This is a genomic window from Pseudomonas sp. 05N36, assembly GCF_056397385.1.
On record NZ_JBFTNH010000002.1, the window covers coordinates 169,176 to 190,188 of the forward strand.

The 21,013-nt window shown below is 59.9% G+C and carries 16 protein-coding genes; 1 reads left to right on the forward strand and 15 read right to left on the reverse strand.

The genetic code is table 11. The features are described from left to right. Positions 1 to 6 precede the first annotated feature (6 nt). The 15 genes from AC1DIH_RS03865 to AC1DIH_RS03935 all read right to left on the reverse strand — a co-directional run bounded on the left by AC1DIH_RS03865 (position 7) and on the right by AC1DIH_RS03935 (position 19,892). Complete coding sequence (locus tag AC1DIH_RS03865; protein ID WP_477770649.1) at positions 7 to 1,077, reverse strand: class I SAM-dependent methyltransferase; 1,071 nt, start codon at positions 1,075 to 1,077, stop codon at positions 7 to 9. Then, positions 1,067 to 1,924 (reverse strand): NAD-dependent epimerase/dehydratase family protein, encoded by an 858-nt coding sequence (locus tag AC1DIH_RS03870; RefSeq protein WP_477770650.1) that lies wholly within the window; start codon positions 1,922 to 1,924, stop codon positions 1,067 to 1,069. Before AC1DIH_RS03870 ends, AC1DIH_RS03865 begins: the two co-directional genes overlap by 11 nt. Continuing rightward, a complete protein-coding gene (locus tag AC1DIH_RS03875; RefSeq protein ID WP_477770651.1) occupies positions 1,921 to 3,147 on the reverse strand; it encodes a methyltransferase domain-containing protein in 1,227 nt (408 codons plus the stop codon). Before AC1DIH_RS03875 ends, AC1DIH_RS03870 begins: the two co-directional genes overlap by 4 nt. Next, positions 3,144 to 3,704, reverse strand: coding sequence for a dTDP-4-dehydrorhamnose 3,5-epimerase family protein (locus tag AC1DIH_RS03880; protein WP_477770652.1), 561 nt, complete (start codon positions 3,702 to 3,704; stop codon positions 3,144 to 3,146). The genes AC1DIH_RS03875 and AC1DIH_RS03880 overlap by 4 nt, the downstream gene beginning before the upstream one ends. Further along, positions 3,701 to 4,783, reverse strand: a complete 1,083-nt coding sequence (rfbG, locus tag AC1DIH_RS03885; RefSeq protein WP_477770653.1) for a CDP-glucose 4,6-dehydratase — start codon at positions 4,781 to 4,783, stop codon at positions 3,701 to 3,703. Before rfbG ends, AC1DIH_RS03880 begins: the two co-directional genes overlap by 4 nt. Then, positions 4,765 to 5,538: a glucose-1-phosphate cytidylyltransferase gene (gene rfbF, locus AC1DIH_RS03890; protein ID WP_477770654.1), complete on the reverse strand. Its 774-nt coding sequence runs from the start codon at positions 5,536 to 5,538 to the stop codon at positions 4,765 to 4,767. The genes rfbG and rfbF overlap by 19 nt, the downstream gene beginning before the upstream one ends. Positions 5,539 to 5,862: 324 nt before the next feature. Further along, positions 5,863 to 9,459, reverse strand: coding sequence for a glycosyltransferase (locus AC1DIH_RS03895; protein WP_477770655.1), 3,597 nt, complete (start codon positions 9,457 to 9,459; stop codon positions 5,863 to 5,865). A gap of 112 nt (positions 9,460 to 9,571) precedes the next feature. Then, entirely contained in the window at positions 9,572 to 11,137 is a 1,566-nt protein-coding gene (locus AC1DIH_RS03900; protein ID WP_477770656.1) for a flagellar hook-associated protein 3, read from the reverse strand. Positions 11,138 to 11,150: 13 nt separating this feature from the next. Next, positions 11,151 to 13,199 (reverse strand): flagellar hook-associated protein FlgK, encoded by a 2,049-nt coding sequence (gene flgK, locus AC1DIH_RS03905; RefSeq protein ID WP_477770657.1) that lies wholly within the window; start codon positions 13,197 to 13,199, stop codon positions 11,151 to 11,153. Between the two features lie 23 nt (positions 13,200 to 13,222). Beyond that, positions 13,223 to 14,518 carry a flagellar assembly peptidoglycan hydrolase FlgJ gene (gene flgJ / locus AC1DIH_RS03910; RefSeq protein ID WP_477770658.1) on the reverse strand — a complete coding sequence of 432 codons (1,296 nt, stop codon included), beginning with the start codon at positions 14,516 to 14,518 and terminating at the stop codon, positions 13,223 to 13,225. 10 nt (positions 14,519 to 14,528) lie between these two features. Continuing rightward, positions 14,529 to 15,638, reverse strand: coding sequence for a flagellar basal body P-ring protein FlgI (locus AC1DIH_RS03915; protein WP_477770659.1), 1,110 nt, complete (start codon positions 15,636 to 15,638; stop codon positions 14,529 to 14,531). 15 nt (positions 15,639 to 15,653) lie between these two features. Further along, positions 15,654 to 16,334 (reverse strand): flagellar basal body L-ring protein FlgH, encoded by a 681-nt coding sequence (gene flgH, locus AC1DIH_RS03920; protein ID WP_477770660.1) that lies wholly within the window; start codon positions 16,332 to 16,334, stop codon positions 15,654 to 15,656. Between the two features lie 51 nt (positions 16,335 to 16,385). Continuing rightward, positions 16,386 to 17,171, reverse strand: a complete 786-nt coding sequence (gene flgG / locus AC1DIH_RS03925) for a flagellar basal-body rod protein FlgG (RefSeq protein WP_477770661.1) — start codon at positions 17,169 to 17,171, stop codon at positions 16,386 to 16,388. Positions 17,172 to 17,216: 45 nt separating this feature from the next. Continuing rightward, complete coding sequence (locus AC1DIH_RS03930; protein ID WP_477770662.1) at positions 17,217 to 17,957, reverse strand: flagellar basal body rod protein FlgF; 741 nt, start codon at positions 17,955 to 17,957, stop codon at positions 17,217 to 17,219. A gap of 366 nt (positions 17,958 to 18,323) precedes the next feature. Beyond that, positions 18,324 to 19,892, reverse strand: coding sequence for a sigma-54-dependent transcriptional regulator (locus AC1DIH_RS03935; RefSeq protein WP_477770663.1), 1,569 nt, complete (start codon positions 19,890 to 19,892; stop codon positions 18,324 to 18,326). A gap of 281 nt (positions 19,893 to 20,173) precedes the next feature. On the opposite strand from AC1DIH_RS03935, the gene phhA reads away from it, so the two are divergent. Then, positions 20,174 to 20,965, forward strand: coding sequence for a phenylalanine 4-monooxygenase (phhA, locus tag AC1DIH_RS03940; RefSeq protein WP_477770664.1), 792 nt, complete (start codon positions 20,174 to 20,176; stop codon positions 20,963 to 20,965). Positions 20,966 to 21,013 lie beyond the last annotated feature (48 nt).

The window sequence follows — 21,013 nt, forward strand, 5'->3', positions numbered from 1 at the left end:
CAATAGTCACTGGAACGAAGCGCTGTCGACGGCGTGATAGACGTAGCGTCCACCGGTCATCCGCTTGATTTCTTCGAGGTAGTTGGAGTTCATCACAAACAGGTTGGCGCCTTCGGGCAGCGCATCCATGGCCTCTTGCGGCGAAGACACTCGCACGCCGCTCAGGGGCAGATAACGACCTTGCTTGGCCGGGTTGATATCCACCACACGATCCACTGCCACCCCGGCCCGTTGCAGGAACAGCGAATAGATCACGCCTTTGGACGACGCACCCCAGATCGCCGAACCCTGCTGCGGGCTCGTCTTGATGATCTGCACCGCACGTTCGAGGCTGCTGGTGAAACCCTCCGGCAGATCCAGACGCGGCACCGGTTGTTCCGGGGTCAGACGTAACGTCGCCAGGTCAGCAACGATGTACAGGTATTGGCCACCGAACAGATGACCGGCCTCATGCACTGTGCCGAACATCCGGCGCAGGTCATCGAGACGGAAATAATTGACGTGTTCGTAGAACAGGTCGAACCAGGCTCGGTGCTCCAGAATCCAGTCCAGGCACGGCACTTCGATGTAGATCTGCCCGCCCTGATTGGCCTCGGCCATTTCGACGAGGAAACTCACCGGGTCCTGAATGTGTTCCAGCACGTGGCGCAGCACGATGGCATCCGCCGCCAGCCCAAGGCCACGCGTGAACGGCGCCTTGATCACATCGGCGTTACTGCCTTCATAGGCCGGGTCGATGCCGGTGACGGCATAGCCCAGTCCCTTCAAGAGCTCGAGGAAGTAGCCTTTGCCGCAGCCGACTTCGATCAGTTCCTGGCCCTTGAAGTGACGGGCAATGATCCCTTCCACATCGTTCAGGTGCCGCTGGAACTGACCCGAATGGGCCTGCTCGTTCTGGTAATCGGCGTCGTAGCTGAGCTTGTCGGCATCGAAGGCCTGGTTGAAGATCAACCCACTCTTTTCATCCTGCACCAGCACCATGTCGGCACAGGCCGAAGCCCTGGCCGACTGTGGGTCGGCGAAGGTGCGATTCTGCAACACCGGCAGATCGGCGACCCGATACAGTTCATGCCTCATGCGCTGCTCCCAGTAGCTGTTGCAAACGGTCCGTCACGCCCCAGAACGCCATCGGTTCATGGGTCGGGTATGGGTAGTGACCCAGGTTCAAACTGATCGAGGCGTCGCGTTCCCGCAGCCGTTGCTCCACCAGTGCTCTGACCGATATCGGCTGGCCGCTGGAACAATTGACCAGCCCATTGAAATCCCATCGTTGCAGGATCAACGCCAGGTAATCGGCAGCGGTGGCGACAGGCAGGTAATCACGCAGCTGTTCGCCGGCCGACATGTTGAAGGTGTCGTCCCCGGCATCGATCGCTCGATCCAGCGCCGCCAGCAAACTGTTGGGGTTCTGGCCATCGCCGTGCAGGTAGAACAGACGCGCCCATTGCAGGGTGAACGGCTGCACCCGTTGCAGGTTCTCGAGGAACAGCCGCAAGGTATTTTTCGCCAGGCCATATGGATTGCTTGGCTGCGGCGCGGTCATCTCGCTGAGCGGTCCGCTCTGCAGGCCGTATTCAAAACAGGTGCCGGTGACCAGCACCTGCGACACCCCCGCCTCGACCGCGCCCTTGATGAACCGGTAGTCGGCCATCAGGTTGTGCTCGAAATGGAACAGTGCCTGATAATTCGGCAAACCAGGCCACGCCAGATGAGCCAGGGCGTCAACGCCATCGCTCAGAGCAGTTATGTCCAGATCGGTGGCGTGAATATCCGCCGCGACGAACTCCACGGCATTGATCCACGGCAAGCCCGCAGCAGTCTCGGCATTGCGTGCCACGGCGCGGACTTCACAGCCACGGGTGAGCAAGGCGGCGACCAGATGCCGGCCGACGAACCCGGTGGCGCCGGTAACCAGCACTTTCACAGGACGGTCAACTCAGGCACGGCGATCACGAACCGGCCGTCCCACTGACGCACCTGGGCCAGTTGCTGGCTGACCTCGTGCAACAGGTTCCACGGCAAGACCAGGATGTAATCGGGTTTTTCCAGTTCGATCTGCTCGGGTGACACGATCGGAATGCGGCTGCCCGGCAGGTACTTGCCCTGCTTGTGCGGGTTGGCATCGGCGACCCAGCTCAGCAAATCCGCCTTGACCCCGGCGTAGTTGAGCAAGGTGTTGCCCTTGGCCGCCGCGCCGTAACCGACCACACGCTTGCCGTCGGCCTTGGCCTGCAACAGGAAGCGCAGCAGTTGATGCTTGATGCGTTCGGCAGCGGGTGCCAGGGTCGCGTAGAACTCCCGGGTTTTTACACCGGCCGTCAGTTCCGCCTGCAACTGCTGCGCAACCGCAGGCTGCACGTCACGTCGTTCGCCATCCATACGCTGGACGAAAACACGCAGCGAACCGCCGTGGGTCGACAGCGGGCTGACGTCGAACACTTCCAGGCCATTGCGCTCGCACAAAGTCTGCACGGCAGTCAGGGACAAATAGGAATAGTGCTCGTGATACAGCGTGTCGAACTGCTGGCCGGCCATCAGCGTCAGCAGTTGCGGAAACTCGAATGTCGCCACACCGGTGGGTTTGAGCAGGGTCGCGAAACCACCGAGGAAATCATTGATGTCCGGGACATGGGCCAACACGTTGTTGGCGGCCATCAGGTCGGCGGCCCAGCCGTCACTGAGCAACTGCGACGCGGTCTCGCGACCGAAGAACAGTTCACGGATCTCCAGGCCTTTTTCCCGCGCAGCCTGCGCGGTGCTGCGGGTCGGCTCGACACCCAGGCATGGAATGCCGCGCCCGGCGACGTACTGCAACAGGTAACCGTCATTCGCGGCGACCTCCACCACGCGGCTGTCGGCGGTCAGGCCGAAACGCTCGACCATCTCGGCCACATAGCGCTCGGCATGGGCCAGCCAGGTGCTGGAGAACGAACTGAAATAGGCATATTCAGCGTCGAACAGGCTGTCGRCGCTGGTGTAATCCTCGGTCTGTACCAGCCAGCACTGCTGACACACCGCAACCTTCAAGGGCACCCATTGCTCGGCCTGCTCCAGTTGATCGGCACGCACATAGGCGTTGGACGGCGGCGAAGTGCCGAGGTCGATCAGCGGCAAGGCCAGAGAAGTACCGCAACCACGGCAGTTCATAGACGCACTCCAGCGAAGTGTTCATCGAGCAAGGGATGGCTGGCGTCCCGGGCCGACAGATTATTGACAGGCAACGGCCAGGCAATCGCCAGCCGTGGATCGCTCACCGACAAACCACCCTCATGCGCCGGCGTGTAATCGGCGCTGTGCAGGTAGAGCAACTCGGCATCGTCGGTGAGGGTCTGGAAACCGTGGGCAAACCCGGCCGGGATCAACAGGCTGCGGCCGTCGCCGGCCCGCAGGTGCTCGGCGTGCCAGTGCAGGAACGTCTCGGAGTCGGGGCGCACGTCCACCGCCACGTCCCAGACTTCACCGCGCAGACAGGTGATCAGCTTGGCTTCCGGGGCGTTGGCATTCTGGAAGTGCAAACCACGCACACTGCCGCGTGCGCGGGTGCAGGAATGGTTGATCTGGCGGATATGAAACGCCTGGCCGAAAGCGCTCAGGCTGCCTTCGCAGAACAGTCGGGCGAAGTGCCCGCGCTCGTCCTCGAAGCGTTTGTGCTGCACGCTGAACAGCCCGTTCAGCGGTAACGCGCTCAACAGAAATTCGCTCACAGCGCGCCTCGGTACAGGTTCAACTGGCCAAGGGTGAAATCGCGCATGTCATCGCCGTTTTGCCAGGCCAGGTGCCAATCGAGGGTCTGGGTCAGGCACTGCTGCAATGACCAGCGCGGTTGCCAGCCCAGCAATTGACGAGCACGACTGCTGTCCAGACGCAGCAGACCGGCCTCATGCAAATCGCTCGGTTCGATGCGCAATCCACGCGCTTGCGGCCAGCGGCTGGCGAGCAGTTCGACCACTTCGCCGACGCTGCACATGTCTGCTTCGCTCGGACCGAAGTTCCATGCGCCGGCATATTCCGGACCTTGCTCGTAGAGACCGGCAGCCAATTGCAGATAACCGGCCAGCGGCTCCAGAGCGTGCTGCCAGGGGCGCACGGCTTGCGGGTAGCGCAGGGTCACAGGCTCATCGGCCGACCAGGCCTTGAGCACGTCAGGGATCAAACGCTCGGGTGCAAAGTCACCACCGCCGAGCACGTTGCCGGCTCGGGCCGTGGCCAGCGCCAGACCATGCTCGGCATAGCGTTCGATCGGGAAAAACGACGCCGCGTAAGACTGCGCCAGCAACTCACAGCACGCCTTGCTGCTGCTGTAAGGGTCATGGCCGCCGAGGGCTTCGTCTTCGCGGTATGGCCACAGCCATTCCTTGTTTGCGTAAACCTTGTCGGTGGTCACCAGCACGCAGGCACGCACGCCACCAACCTGGCGAATCGCTTCAAGCAGATTGAGCGTGCCCATGACGTTGCTGGAGTAAGTCCCCAGCGGGTCGCGATAACCTTCGCGCACCAGCGGCTGGGCCGCCAGGTGCAGGACGATTTCCGGCTGCACTTCGGCGATCAGTTCCAGCAAGGCGCCGAGGTCACGCAAGTCGCCGCGTTGATCGTTGATGCCTTCGTGTACTCGCGCCAGTTCGAACAGGCTCGGCTCGGTGGACGGGTCGAGGGAAAAACCGCTGACCTCGGCGCCGAGGCCTTGCAGCCACAACGTCAGCCAACTGCCCTTGAAACCGGTGTGACCGGTCAGCAGAACCCGCTTGCCGCGCCAGAACTCCGGGCTCAGTCCCATTGCTTCCATGGGGCCTCCCCGCTCAGCCACAACGACTCGAGGTGGTTCTTGTCGCGCAGGGTGTCCATCGGATGCCAGAAGCCGTCATGCTGGAAGGCTTGCAATTGCTGTTCGCTGGCCAAAGCGGCCAGCGGCTCGGCCTCCCAGGAGGTCTGGTCATCGTCGATGTACGGCAGCACCTTGGGAGAAAGCACAAAGAAACCACCATTGATCCAGCCGCCATCACCGCGCGGTTTTTCAACGAATCCCTTGACGCTGTCACCGTCGCGCTCCAGCGCACCGTAACGTCCCGGCGGCTGCACGGCGGTCACCGTGGCGAGCTTGCCATGAGCCAGGTGGAAGTCCACCAGGGCACCGATATTGAGGTCCGAGACACCGTCGCCATAGGTAAAGCAGAAAGCCCGCTCGCCTTCCAGATACCGCGCGGCGCGACGCAGGCGGCCACCGGTCATGGTGTCTTCGCCGGTGTCGATCAAGGTCACGCGCCAGGGTTCGCTGTAGTTCTGGTGAACGTCCATGCGGTTGTTGGACATGTCGAACGTGACGTCGGAGGTGTGCAGGAAGTAGTTGGCGAAAAAGTCCTTGATCGCATAGCCCTTGTAGCCAAGGCAGATCACGAAATCATGGATTCCGTGGGCGGAGTACTGCTTCATGATGTGCCAGAGAATTGGCTTGCCACCGATCTCGATCATCGGCTTGGGCTTGAGGTGCGACTCTTCGCTGATTCGCGTGCCCAGGCCACCCGCCAAAATAACTGCCTTCATCCTCTTCCCCCTCTTGTACGTCACAGGGCACAGCCAAGCTGTATCAAGCTTTTGCGGGCCTTCTGGATAAAACGCTGAACGCCGCTCATGGCACTGCTGACGACGCCGTCAGTGCTCGTTTTATGGCGATTTAAGGGGGACGTGCAGGAAACGCGCCAGCTCTGCGAATCCGACGGGCTGCACCTGTGCGAGCAAAATAACCACAAGAAACAGCCTGGCTCGCAGGCCGAAACGAAAAGGAGAACCCGGACCGGTTTTCAAGACACAAAAAAAAACAGGCGACTCGAAAGCCGCCTGCCTGTGAAGGGATAACGCGTGAAACAATCAGTCCGCCAACCAGCCGTTTTCCCAATAACGCAGGTTATCGCCGCGCAACACGTAATCGCGCAGAACCACCTCACGCAGCTCATCGCCCATGCGGTAGCTGGCATCCGGATCGGCCAGGTGCATGCGGATGGCTTGCAGCCATTCATCGGTGGTGTTGGTCTTGATCCGGGTGACGGGCAAATAGCCCTGATAGGCCTTGGTATCGGTGCAGATCACCGGATAACCGCAAGCTCCGTATTCCAGCAGCCGCAAGTTGCTCTTGCAGTCGTTGAAGATATGAAATTCCAGCGGTGCCAGTGCCAGGTCCAGATTCAAGCTAGCCAGCTTTGCCGGGTAGATATCCAGCCCGATCACACCATGGAACTCATGCATGTACGGCCGCAAGTCATCCGGGCACATGCCGAAGAATACCCAGTCGACTTCATTGGCCAGCTCACGAACCACGTCGGCGATGATCGCCAGGTCTCCGCTGTGACTGGTGCCACCACCCCAGCCAACCCGAGGTTTTTTCGAGGTGCGGCGCTGGCTGCGCATATCGCTCCACAGGTGTTTGGCCAACATGTTCGGTACCACGCGAATGTCGTGGTGCATGTCCGACAAGACGTCAGCCAGCGGCTGGGTAGACACCACTACGCGGTCGCACAGACCGATCCCTCGCCGGACCAGACGCTCCATCTCATCCCTGCTCGGCAAATTGCGGGCGTGCTCATTCTTTTTCGGAACATTGATGACATAGTCATCCAGCTCGTAGATCCGCCGGGCATTGGAGTAGGTTTTCAGCGGTGGAATATCTGAGAGAGATTTTTCGAAATACCGCCCCTGCAGCACGATAACGTCAGGTGACTGGCGCACGACTTCGATAATCGACGGCATGCTGTAGCAAATACGCCCTTGGGCCCTTCCTGCAGCTTCCAGCTCGATCATGGGTTGTGTCATGCGGTAGTGACCGACGGCAGAGGTATTGATCGGCAAGACCAGAACATTCGGCAACTGCGCACAGGTTAAAGGACTCCATCCGGTGCGCAGGCCTGGCTCAAGGCTGAAGCTCGAACCACCCAAGCCTTGTAATGACAGGTTGACGTTATAGGCGGGGTCGCGGGCGACGACCGGCAACCAGCGCTTGTAAAACACTTCCTTTTCCTGATCGCACAACGCCCGTTCATCGTCCTGCATCACCACAGCCGGTCGCGCACCAAGCGCCAGCCTGGCATAAGGCGTCCACACCACCAGATACCCGTCCCGGCCGACCCGCAGACACAGATCAACTTCGTTGAGGGTCCGGGAAAGATTTTGCTCATCCAGGCCACCAACTGCGTCAAACACAGACTTGCGGATCATCAGGCAATCGCTGCCGACCGCACTCAGGTTCTGCGCCACTTGCAACCGGAACATGTAACCTGCGGCCTGCTGGGACATGCCATAAAATGGCACGCCAGCCGGCCCGTGCAAGCCGAGGATGAGCCCCGCTTGCAGTACCAGACCGTCCGGGTTGAACAGCAACGCACCGACCACACCAACTTCCGGACGCTGAGCGTGATTGAGCAGCTCGTCCAGCCAGTCGGCCTGGGTGATCACGGTGTAAGGGTTCAGCAGCAGGACATAATCGCCATTGGCCTGCCCCACGGCGAAATTACGCACCGCAGCGGCGTTACCCTGTTGCGGGTACGTCAGCACGCGAATGCGCTCGCTGCCCAACTGCGCCATACCGGTCAGCCAGAGACGGGCCTCGGCGCTCTCGCTGCCGTTGTCGACCAACAACAGCTCATAGTCGGTGTAGGTGGTCTTCTCCAGCAGGCTTTCGACGCAGCGCTGCAAAGCAATGTGCTGATCCTTGGTGACGATGATGATCGATACCAGCGGCCGATCTTCATGGTGATAATCAACCCGGTTGAGCAGCTCGGTACTGCCGCTGCGAATAGAGTGGGCGACGCCCAGTCGTTGCAGGTGAGCCTCCAGCAAGCGCGGACTATTCTCCACCACGTCAGGCCGGGCCAGCCATTCCGACAGATCAAGCACTGATTCCAGCAGAACTTCCGCAATGTGCCCGACAGCCTGGGTGCCGTCATGCTCGACCATGCGCCAGAGCACATCATGAGGAGCCAGTTCCGCGAACGTCGTATCAAAACCGCCGCGTGCCAGGAACCCCTTACGCTCAAACGCCAGGGCTCGCCCCACGTAGGGGTAACTGCGCATAAGGTCGAGGTTGAAGTCAGGTTTAAGCGCGGGCTTTACCGACTCCCCCTGATGCAGGCCGCCTTCGTCGCTGTACAGGCAGGTCAGGGTGGGGGTAAGGGCAATTCGCTCGGCCATCATTAGCAAGCCTGGCGGCACCAGATGATCGCCAGCACGCAACAGGTAGAACCAGTCGGCTCCATCCAGTTGCGGCAGCAGTTCATTGATCTGCGCCAAGCCGTCATCTTGTAGCGGTAAACGGAATACCCGTTCATTCAGCTCGGCCTCGGTACAAGCGCAAGACAGTACCAGCGTCAGCTCAGGTGCGTAATCCTGTGCAGCGAGCGACTGTAATGTGAGCTCCAGCGCCGAGTTGCTACCCCCTTCATCAATGATGATCGGCACGATTTTAGGATTGCGCGGCCAACTCGCCAGTGTGTCCGGCAGCAATGCCTGCTGGACTTCGGTGAGGGTACGGCACGCCAGCCATTGAGCGTATACCTCTGAAAAACTTTCACTGGCAATGCCAACACACCACTTCTGAGTGGCCTGTATTGTGCCAAGGCCGCGGCTCAAGGCCAGCTCTTTCCAGACCCGAGGCGACTCGTCAGCCTCGGTCAGCGGCAGATAATGCACCCAACCCGGCGCCGGCGCAGACTCGCCGCTGCGAGCCTTGAGCATCTGCGATAGCCATTCGCGCTCGACCTCAACCGCATCCTTCATCGCCTGCTGCGCGCTCAAGCGCTCCGGGTACAGGCGCTCGACACTGAGAATATTGTTGGACACCATCAGGTTGCCCCGTCGAAGCAGGCATATGTATAAGGCGAAATCGAGGGTCGCCACAAAGCAGTGATCCGGCTGGGTCAGGGCAGGTAACAGCTGCACCACGTCCGCACGACGGAACAGAGCGTTGCTGAACCCGCCACAAATATTGACCGGGAAGCTCTCGAAAATCGCCAGCAGGTCATCGCCTTTGAACAGACTGCTTTCAGGAGAAAACGGGGTGTTATCCAGGCGCGAAGGCAAGATCATGTCGTCGGCATCCCAGAACAAGCGCTGGGCCAACACCAGCGTGACATCCTGATGATCGATAAATACCTGAGCCTGTTGCACGATGCAGTCGCTGAACAGACGGTCATCATCGCAAAGAAACTTGACGTACTCGCCTTGCGCCTCATCCAGGCAAACTTGCAGGTTACCGACCATCCCCAGCGTCCGCGGGTTGCGGACGTAACGCACAGCCCGACCGGTTTGTTCAACCACCGAACTGACCATGCCTTCGATCTCGTCGCCGCGGCTATCGTCGCAAACAATAATCTCGAGATTGCTGTAGCTCTGGCTGACGGCACTGCGCAACGCATCGTCGAAAAAGCGTGGATTGAACGCGGGAATGACCAGACTGACGAGGGGAAGTGAATTCACGGCGGGCTCACAGGCGGTACGAGCCCGCTCAGAAAAGCGAGCCCTTGAAACCGCAAAAGACGATAACTATTGAAGGACCAGGGCAAACGGGCGCGGGCGCGCCCAAGCACCGTCAAATCTTGTTGAACAGGCCCAGCGAAGAAATCTTGCTGAACGCCAGTTGCGCAGCTTGCAACATGGTCTGCTGCAAGGTCAGGCGGGTCATGACTTCGGCCGGGTCCGAATCGCGAATCGATGACTGGGTCGTGGCGTTCGCCAGGGTGAGACTCTGGTTGGTAGAGGACTGTTCCTCCAGCGACTGACCCCGTGCGCCGATCGATGTAAGCGCCGTGCCCACCTGATTGCTGGCGCTATCAATGTTGTTCAGACCCGAATCCATAGCCGCCTGGAATTTCTGCTTGGCTACTGGATCGCCATCAATCGGCGTATTCATGGCATTGGCCATCTGACCCAGGGTATCCAGCACATTCTGGGTCTGGTGATTGTTGGACTGGGCCACGAACTGGTCACCGGCTGCCGGTGCACCACTCAGTGCGAAGGTCACACCCGCCGCGGTGGCGGTGCCGGCGGTTACGGTACCTGACGACACCGGCCGGCTGTTGGCTGTCACTGGTGCCGCGTACAGATCGAAGGCAGTGGCACTGGTGAACTTGAGAACCGCCCCGCCTTCCGGGAAGGCATTGTTGTAGGCCGTCGGGTTGGTCACGGTGGAACTCGTGACGACCGCTGTCGACGAGTTACCTGCGCTGCGCGTGGTGTTGAGCGTGTCCGGCTTGGCCGACAACTGGAAGGTATGACCGGCAATCACCGTATCCGGGACATCGCCCGGCTTGAGGTTGATGTTCAGGTTCAGGTCAACGCCACGGAAACTGACCACCTGGTTGGCGCCGTTGGTGTTGCTGATCACACCGTTCTGACTGGCTTCGGTGGTCACGTCGTTACCCAGCGCATCGGTAATTTTCAGCTGGGTGCTGCTCAGGAAGCTGACGGTGTACGGCTCGCCGCCGGCGAACTTGGCGTTGTATGTCGAATTGGCGCTGACCTGGCCATTGGAGAGGACGACACGACCATCATCCACCGCCGGAGCAGTCATGGTGGACTGGGTGCGACTGGTATTGATGGTCTGCTGGAAGGCGTCCCAACCGGTGGTGTTGGTAGCCACCGACAATCCATCGCCAACGCCCAGGTTGATGCTGGTCTGGTCACCGTTATAGCTGTAGGTGCCATCGGAGTTCTGCGAATACGGAGCGGTGTCGGTCTTCGAACCGGAAAACAGGTAGTTGCCGTTCGAGTCCTGGGAGTTCATCAGGCCCAGGACTTGCTGCTGGATCTGGCCCATTTCGGATGCGTAGGCTTTGCGGTCAGCGTCGGTGGCATTACCGTTCGCGGCGCTGAGACCGAGTTCCTTGGCGCGCTGCAAGGCCGTGCTAATGGAATCCAGTGTGGTTTCCTGCAGGCTCAGTGAACTCTTGGTCGAACTGATGTTGCTCTTGTACTGATCGAGCATCGCGCTCTGCTGACCCAATTTCAGCAAACGCCCGGCGCCGATCGGATCATCAGCTGCGGTGTTGATGCGCTGCAGACTGCTGGCTTCGTTACTGGTCTGGAGCGCGTTATTGAAGTTGCGCTGGTAGTCGGCAGCGGTCTTATCGTAATACTGGGCGGTAGAAATGCGCATGAATTACGACTCCTTAAAGGCTGTTGATCAGCGTGCTGAAGGTTTCCTGCGCAGCCTTGATGATCTGCGAAGAAGCGGTGTAGTACTGTTGGTATTTGACCAGGTTGCCGCTCTCTTCATCCAGGTTTACACCGGAGACAGAGTCACGGGCAGCCTTGGCCTGAGTCAGCATTGCCGTCGTGGCGCTATTGTCGGATTTGCCGCTGGCGGCCTTGGCGCCGACATTGGTAACCAGTTTGTTGTAGGCATCGGTCAGGCTGATGCCCTTGCTCGTCGAGCCGGTGTCCACCGTCTGCGCGGTTTGCAAGTTGACGAGGGCTTTGGCGTTACGGTTATCCGAGGAAGAGGCGCCGGTCAGCGAGATCGTGAAGCTTTCTTTGTCGCTCGGCGTTCCACTCACGGTCGTCTGGACAGTGAACGTCTTCTGGGTCGGTGGCGTGAGGGTGTTGTCCATGATCGGATTGCCGCTGGCATCGACCATCTTCACGCTCAGGTTCAGGGTGTTTGCCTGGCCTGGAACGATAGTCCCGGTGCCCATGCTGTTGCCCTTGGCATCGAGGAAATTGTACGTCTGGGACCCGCCGCTGGCCGCACTGAACACCAGTTTGACCGGCGTCGAATTCTGCAATGCGGTTTGCATCTCCGTCTGGGAGGCAGGGTTGTAGATGTCCATCGGCACCGGCAGCGTCGGCTGGGTGTAGATGCCTGTGTTGCTGGCGCTGGTAACACCGGTCAGGGGCGCCGCTGCGGCAATTTTCTTCGGATCGGTGATGACCGTCTGGATATCACTGGCGCCACTGCGGGTCGGCGTCACCTTGAAGCTGTCGCCGGCACTCAGGGCACCGCCATTGAGGGTCATGCTGAAGCCGTCGATCACCGGCGGTGGAGTGGTCAAGGTGCTGAAGGTACCCATGGCGGTACCATCGGAACGCTGGACGCTGTAATCCGTCGGACTGCTGAAGGTTACTTGATAATCGCTGGTGGTCAGCTTGCCAGTATCGTTGATAGTGACATTCAGATTACCCGACCCTGCGCTGTTGCCGGCCTGGGCGATGCTGCGCTGGCTGATCAGCGCGGCGCTGTTGATGTTGCTGAAAATCGGCGAACCAAAGTCACCGTTCTTGTCGATGCCCTGCGCTTGCTGACGGTTCATCTGGTCGGCCATCACCAGTGCCACGCGCCCCAGCTCGTTCTGCGCTGGAGCGAGCACCTCCGAGCGATAACTGAGCAAACCGCCGATTTGGCCGCCACTGACCACCGACGTAATGTCGATGACACTGGTGGTACGGTTCATCTGTAGCGCGAACTGTGTGGGGTCGGTCTTGCTCGGCACCGTTTGCAGGGTATTGGTGGTGTTACCCATCACCAACGGCTGACCGCTACCGACGTAGACATCGTAGCTGGTGCCACGCGTGACGACTTGGGCACCGATCAGATCGGACAGCTGACGCACGGCTTCGTTTCGGCTATCGAGCAGATCGTTCGGCTGCCCACCACTGCCCGTGACTTCGGATATCTTCTGATTGAGCTGGGCGATCGAAGTCGCCAGCTTGTTCACATTCGTCGCCATGTCCGACAGGCTGCCGTTGATGGTCGTGTTCTGGTCGCTCAACTGCTTGGCAATCGTGTTGAAACGACCGCTCAAGGCCTGGGCACCCGTCAGCACCGACTGGCGAGAAGTGTCATCGGTCGCCGACGCCGTTACACCTTGCATCGAAGAGAAGAACTTCTGCAGCACGCCGGTCAGGCCGGCAGTGTTATCGGACAGCGTCGAGTCGAGCGGAGTCGCCTGCGCCGCATAAGACGACGCTTGGCTATTGAGCGAAGTAGCGGTCTGCAGCTGGGAGTCAAGGTAGGCGTTGTAGACCCGACGCACGTCCGCCAGGGTCGTGCCCGTGCCGATGAAGACGTTATTGCCGTACTGAATAGAGGACTTGCTGCTCTGTACGGTTTGCTGGCGCGAGTAGCCGGCCGTGTCAACGTTGGCAATGTTGTTGCCGGTCACCGCCAAAGACGATGAGGCCGCATTCAACCCCGACATCCCGATATTGAGCAAACTCATGATTCAGACCTTATACCTTATGCCTATAAAGGCGTCGTGGAAGAGCCCGCCGCAGCGTAGTTCTGGTAACTCTTCATCTGCTTGGCAATCTGCGAAATCTTGTTGGCGTAGCCCGGGTCGGTTGCGTACCCGGCCTTTTGCAACTCGCGTACAAACTGTTCCGGGTTATCGGCCGACTTCACAACATCTTGATAGCGATTATTGGTTTGCAGCAATGTCACAAGGTCATGGAAGCTGTCCTTGTAAGAGCCGTAGGAACGGAACTCGGCCGTCTCCTTGACCATCTTGCCATTCCTGAATTCGCTGGTGATCGCCCGCGCCGAATCGCCATCCCAACTGCTGCCAGCCTTGATGCCGAACAGGTTGTGACTGCTGCTGCCATCCTGGGCGCGCATGACCGATTTACCCCAACCGGTTTCCAGGGCCGCCTGGGCCACCAGATAACGCGGATCGACACCAATACGGTCGGCGGCTTCCTTGGCCATCGGCATCATGGTATTGACGAATTCGTCGGCAGAGCTGAAGGCTTTCTTCGCCGGCGCCAGCGGAATTTGAGCCATGGCACGACCATAAATCTGCATCCGCCCGCTCGATGCCGAATCTGTTTGCGAGGCCAGCCAATCGCCATTGAACAGAGGACCGGAACCGGTCTTCATGCCTTGAGGCGCCTGGATATTGTCGAGCGCCGTTGCGCTGGTCGCAGCGGTCGTCGATGCCGACGGCACCAGGCCGGCGAGCAAGCGATCTGCGAGTTTCGGCGGCAGCGCCAGACGACGCTGATTGAGCTTCGCCACGTCATTGCGATGCCCATCGAGCGATTGTTGCGGCGGGTTGATCGCACGCGAAGCCCACAACGGCCGCTGGCCATTGAGTCGCGACAACGGCCCGTCAGTGCCCACCGTACCAGCAGCCACCGGCGTTGATACTGCCGCTTTCGCCGCTTCCTGCTTGGCCGCAGACATCGCCGCCGCCTCGCCCGGCGCCAGCGGTTTGTTCTTCGACATCTGGCGCATCAGCACATCGGCCAGACCGATACCATGACCCTGGCGGGACATGGAAACCGCCAGCTGCTGGTCGTACATTTCCTGGTACTGCTTGGCCGCAGGCGTGTTGAGCGGATTGTCCTTGCCCAGTGTTTCGGTGGCCGAGCGCATGGACTTGAGCATCTCGCCAAGGAACAGCGACTCGAACTCCTGCGCCACCTTGCGCATGTTCGCATCGCTGTTCTTGTCACCGACCTTGAGCTGGTTAAGCCGGTTCAGGTCCGAGTACGACCCCGAATCGCCGCTGCTGACCAACCCGCTCTTGTGAAGATCCATGTTCGCCATATCAGATCACAATCAGGTCGGCTTGCAGCGCGCCAGCCTGCTTCAATGCTTCAAGGATCGCCATCAAGTCACCCGGCGCCGCGCCGACCTGATTCACCGCACGGACAATCTCGTCCAGCGTGGTGCCAGGACCAAACTTGAACATCGGCTTGGCTTCTTGCTGGGCATTGACCCGGGAGCGCGGCACGACTGCCGTCTGACCATTGGACAAAGGCCCTGGCTGACTGACGATCGGGTCTTCGGTGATGGTCACGGTCAGGCTGCCGTGAGTCACGGCGGCCGGTGAAACCTTGACGTTCTGACCGATCACGATAGTGCCGGTCCGCGAGTTGATGATGACCTTGGCCACCGCCTGGCCCGGATCGACTTCGAGGTTTTCCAGGATCGACAGGTAATCGACGCGCTGGCTCGGGTCGAGCGGCGCGGTGACGCGGATCGAACCGCCATCAATCGCCTGTGCAACACCAGGGCCGAGCATGTTGTTGATCTTGTCGACCACGCGCTTGGCGGTGGTGAAGTCGGAGCGATTGAGGTTCAGGGTCAGGCTGTTGCCCTGATTGAAACCGCTCGGCACCGAACGCTCGACCGAAGCACCACCCGGGATGCGACCGGCCGACGGAACGTTGACGGTGATCTTCGAACCGTCGCGGCCTTCAGCATCAAAACCACCGACCACCAGGTTGCCCTGGGCGATCGCATAGACGTTACCGTCGATACCCTTGAGCGGCGTCAGCAGCAGGGTGCCGCCGCGCAGGCTCTTGGAGTTGCCGATCGAGGATACGGTGATGTCGACCTGCTGACCCGGCTTGGCGAACGCTGGCAAATCGGCACTGACCGACACCGCCGCGACGTTCTTCAACTGCACGTTGCCGGAGCCGGGCGGCACCTTGATGCCGAACTGCGAGAGCATGTTGTTGAAGGTCTGCAGGGTGAACGGGGTTTGCGTGGTCTGGTCACCCGTGCCGTTAAGCCCGACGACCAGGCCGTAGCCGATCAATTGGTTGGAACGCACGCCCGAAATACTGGCGATGTCCTTCAACCGCTCGGCTTGAACGCCGAGGGAGGTGGACAGCAACAACACGGCCGCCATCAGGTGTTTGAAATTAAACATGAGTCGTTTCATCACCTAGAAAGGGAACAACGGGCTTAAGAAGAAACGGTCGAACCAGCCTGGCTGACTCGCGTCGGCAAACGAACCGGTGCCCGAATAGGTGATGCGCGCATCAGCGATACGCGTCGACGGCACCGTGTTATCGGTCGCGATATCGTCCGCCCGGACCAGGCCGGCAATGCGTACCAGCTCATCACCGGTGTTGAGGGTCATCCACTTCTCGCCACGCACGGCAATGATGCCGTTGGGCAGCACGTCGGCAACAGTGACGGTGATCGAACCGACCAGGCTGTTGCCCTGCCCTGCCTTGCTGTCACCCTTGGTGGCGCGGTCACCGTTGTAGCTGGCATTCAAACTCAGAGGGCTGTTGGTGGCCGGGGTGCCACCGAACAACGAGGTCAGACCGAGTCCGGTCTTGCTGGTCTTGTCCACCTGGGAGTTGGCGTTTTTACTGGCCTGGGTCTTCTCGTTCAGGGTGATGGTGATGATGTCACCGACCCGGAATGCCTTGCGGTCGCTGTACAGGTTCTGCTCGAAACCGGCCTGATAGATCGAGCCGTTGTTTGCCGCTGCCGGCAGCGGTGTACGAGGCAACACGGGCGCGTAGTAGGGGTCATTGGGCTTCGGCGTCGGGCCGACACAGCCCGCGAGCACGGCGATCCCACTCAATGCGAGAACAGATACAAAGCGATTCATGACCCTACCTCACGGTGTTGCAGGCGGCTGCATGCCGCCTCATAGACTTGGTTACAGATTCTGCGTTACGAACGAGAGCATCTGGTCGGCGGTAGAAATCACCTTGGAGTTCATCTCGTAGGCGCGTTGAGTGGTGATCATGTTGACCATCTCTTCAACGGTACTGACGTTGGACGTTTCCAGGGTGTTCTGCAGCGTGGTACCAAAACCGTTCAGGCCCGGCGTACCGACTTGCGGCGCACCACTGGCGGCGGTCTCCTGGAACAGGTTGTTACCCATGGACTGCAGACCGGCCGGGTTGATGAAGTCGGCGGTTTGCAGGTTGCCGATCACTTGTGCAGCGGCGGCGCCTGGAATGGTGATCGACACGGTGCCGTCACGACCGACCGTGAAGGTCTGTGCGTTGTTCGGAATGACGATGGCCGGTTCCAGGGCAAAGCCGCTGGCGTTGACAATCTGGCCATTGGAGTCCAGGTGGAACGTACCGTCACGGGTATAGGCGGTTGTGCCGTCCGGCTGCCGGATCTGGAAGAAACCGCGACCGTCGACCGCCATGTCCAGCGGCTGGTCGGTCGTTTGCAGGCTACCGGCGGTGAAGTTTTTCTGAGTGCCGACAATGCGTACACCGGTACCCAATTGCAGACCCGACGGCAGTGCGCTGTCCTGGGTCGACTGGGCGCCTGGCTGACGCTTGATCTGGTACAACAGGTCCTGAAACTCGGCACGGTCACGCTTGAAACCCGTGGTCGATACGTTCGCCAGGTTGTTGGAAATAGTCGTCAGGTTGGTGTCCTGGGCGGACAGGCCTGTTTTGGCAACCCATAGAGCCGGAAGCATTCAATTCTCCTCGTGCGCCTGTTTTACGGCGCGACGTTCTGATAATTAGCTGATCTGCAAGACCCGAGCCATGGCCTGGTCGTCGTCTTTGGCGGTGTTCATCATCTTGATGTGCAGCTCGAACTGCTTGGACAAGGCCAGCACCGAGGTCATCTCTTCAACGGCGTTGACGTTGCTCGACTCAAGGAAGCCCGACACCAGCTGGACGTTGGCATCGGCCGGTGCCGGCTTGCCGTCTGCGGTGTGGATCGAACCGTCCAGACCTTTGGTCATGTTCTTGATGTCCGGGTTGACCAGCTTGATGCGGTCAATTTCTGCCATGACGCGCGGGCCTTCACCCATTGACCGAATGCTGATGGTGCCGTCCTGACCGACTTCGATTTTCTGCTCGGGCGGCACGGCAATCGGACCACCGTTGCCCATGACCGGCATGCCGTTGCCGGCGCGCAACACGCCCAGGGCGTCGACATTCAGGCTGCCGGTGCGCACATAGCTTTCACCACCACCCGGATTCTGTACGGCAATCCAGCCGTTGCCCTGGACCGCCACATCGAGATCGCGACCGGTTTCAATCATCGAGCCAGGAGAGAAGTCGGTGGCCGGACGTTCGGACAGGGCAAACGCTCGCGCCGGAAAGCTGTCGCCAAACACCGGCATCGACCGCGCCTGCTCCAGGTCTTTCTGAAAACCGTTGGTGGAGATGTTCGCCAGGTTGTTGGCATGAGCCTTTTGCGCCAGTGCGTTCTGGCTGGCGCCGGTCATTGCCACATAAAGGTACTTGTCCACAGTCTTTCCTCTGCATGTCGGACGTTTGCCGCCCACCGCTGTACTGCTGAGCCTCAAGCAATTTGCAGACCAACTTCTACACAGAGGTTCAAAGCCCTCTAAACAAAGGACTTGAGAGGAATTGGAGGGGAATGGGTAATTGTGTCAAAGACGAAAAACCGGCGCGGTTATGCCGCTGAATGGCAAGTCTCGGCCTGCGCGCAACCCTTCGGCTTATGAAACTCCCGTAGCAGCTGGCGCAGCCTGCGTTCGGCTGCGCAGCAGTCGCCAATCTTGCCTGCACGATTAACCTGATACACCTCGGCGTCTGGTTTACGACTGCTGCGCAGCCGAACGCAGGCTGCGCCAGCTGCTACGGGGGTATATTTACTCTTGGCCGCTTTCGCTTTTGCCGACTTCGTATTCACGCAGTTTGTTGGCGATAGTGGTATGAGAAACCCCGAGGCGCTTGCCCAGCAGGCGACTGCTCGGGTACTCGGCATACAGTCGCTCCAGCACGGCCTTTTCGAAGCGCCCGACAATCTCGTCCAGCCCGCCTTCCAGCGAGAAATCCCCCAGAGGCTGGCGCACGCCGTAATCCGGCAGGCGAATATGCTCTGCCTTGACCGTGCCGCCGTCACACAACGAAACCGCCTGAAACAGCACGTTCTCCAACTGCCGGACGTTGCCCGGCCAGTGGTAATGGCTGAGCCGCTCCATCGCCGCCGGTGCCAGCTTCGGCAGCGGACAACCGATCTGCCGACTGGCCTGATCGAGGAAGTGCTCGACCAGCGGCGTCAGGCCATCAAGGCATTCGCGCAGCGGAGGGATGTGCAGTGAAAGCACATTCAAGCGATGGTAAAGATCCTGACGAAATTCACCGCTGGCACACAGTTCGGACAAATCGACCTGAGTGGCGCAGATCACCCGCACATCCAGGTAAACCTCTTCATCGCTGCCGACCCGGCGGAAGCAACCGTCCTGCAAAAACCGCAGCAACTTCACCTGCAAGCGCGGGCTCATTTCCCCGACACCATCGAGAAACAACGTACCGCCCGCCGTCAGCTCCAGCAGCCCGAGCTTGCCTTCGGCCCGCGCCCCTTCGAACGCACCCGGGCCATAACCGAACAGTTCGGTCTCGGCCATCGACTCCGGCAGCCCGGCGCAATTGAGCGCCATCAACGGCGACTGCCCGCGCGGGCTGGCCAGGTGGCAGGCGCGCGCCAACAGTTCTTTACCGGTGCCGGTCTCGCCCTCGATCAGCAGCGGCGCATCCAGTGGCGCCATGCGCCGCGCTTCACGCACCACCGCGGCCATGACTTTGGAGCTTTGAAAAATACTGTCGAAACCGCGCAACTCCTGCTTGCGCACGTTATAGATGCGTTCGCCGACCCGGTCCGCCCGGTGCAACGTCAGTACCGCACCGGCCATGGCCTCGCTTTCGTCATGCTCCGATTGCAACGGCGCGATATCGGCCAGGAACACATCGCCCTTGACCTTGACCCGCAAGCCATTGATCCGCGATTTGTTGGCGCGCACCAGCTCCGGCAAATCGAAGTCCTCGGCATACCGCGACAAGGGAATACCCGGCACCTCGTCCACCCGCACCCCGAGCAATTGCGCGGCGGCGCGGTTGGCCGCGACGATCGAACCGCCCATGTCGATCGACAGCACCGGAAACTCCAGCGCGCCGAGCAAGGCATTCAGCTCCATGTGCCGACGCTCGCTGGGCATCAGCCCTACGCGCTTGACGCCAAACACACCGGTGATGGCCTCGAACTTCGGACGCAGTGCCTGGAACTGAAGGTTGATCAGGTTCGGACAATGCAGGTAGATCGCGTTGCCATGCTCGCCGCCGACCTCACCCCGGGCGACGTTGATCCCGTACTCCACCAGCAGGTTGAGAATGTCGCGCAGGATACCGATGCGGTTCTGGCAGTGGACTTTGATACGCATATAAAGGCCTGAACGATGGTAAATGAGGCGCGTGGCGAGGTTTTTTCTGCCGAGGCGCGAAGTTTGTCGTCAAGATTATGTGACAGCTCAAGGCCTTTTCAAACCCGGAAATCTCAATACTTGCGCCATAGCCGTCAATCCGTAACGAATAGTTTACGAAAAACCATGATTTCTCCTACGTACAACACCCAAACCCTGCTGCAAAATCTCACACTTGGGGTTATTTCTAGGTCCATAGGCAACAGACATAACAAGAACGTATCCCTTTGCAGGAGAGCAGCATGAAGCAGACGCAATACGTGGCCCGCGAGCCCGATGCGCAAGGTTTTATTCACTACACCGCTGAAGAACATGCAGTGTGGGATACGCTGATCACTCGCCAGCTGAAAGTGCTCGAGGGTCGTGCATGCCAGGAATACATGGACGGCATCGAAAAACTCGGCCTGCCCCATGACCGCATTCCGCAACTCGACGAAATCAACAAAGTCCTCGGCGAGACCACCGGCTGGCAAGTCGCCCGGGTGCCGGCGCTGATTCCGTTCCAGACCTTCTTTGAATTGCTGGCCAGCAAGCAGTTTCCGGTCGCGACCTTTATTCGTACTCGCGAAGAACTGGATTACCTGCAAGAGCCGGACATTTTCCACGAGATCTTTGGGCACTGCCCGCTGCTGACCAACCCCTGGTTCGCCGAATTCACTCACACCTACGGCAAACTCGGCCTACAGGCTTCCAAGGAAGAACGTGTCTATCTGGCGCGCCTGTACTGGATGACCATCGAGTTTGGCCTGGTCGACACCCCGGACGGCAAACGCATCTACGGTGGCGGCATCCTCTCCTCGCCGAAAGAAACCGTGTACAGCCTGTCCGGCGAGCCGGAGCATCAAGCCTTTGATCCGCTGGAGGCGATGCGCACGCCGTATCGCATCGACATCCTGCAACCGCTGTACTTTGTCCTGCCCAACCTCAAGCGCCTGTTCGATCTGGCCCACGAGGACATCATGGGCATGGTCCATCAAGGCATGCAGCTGGGGCTGCACGCACCCAAGTTTCCGCCTAAACCCAAGGCGGCCTGAGAGCGCCGCAGTCGCGGCGCCACTCAAAAAATAGTAACGTCTAACAAG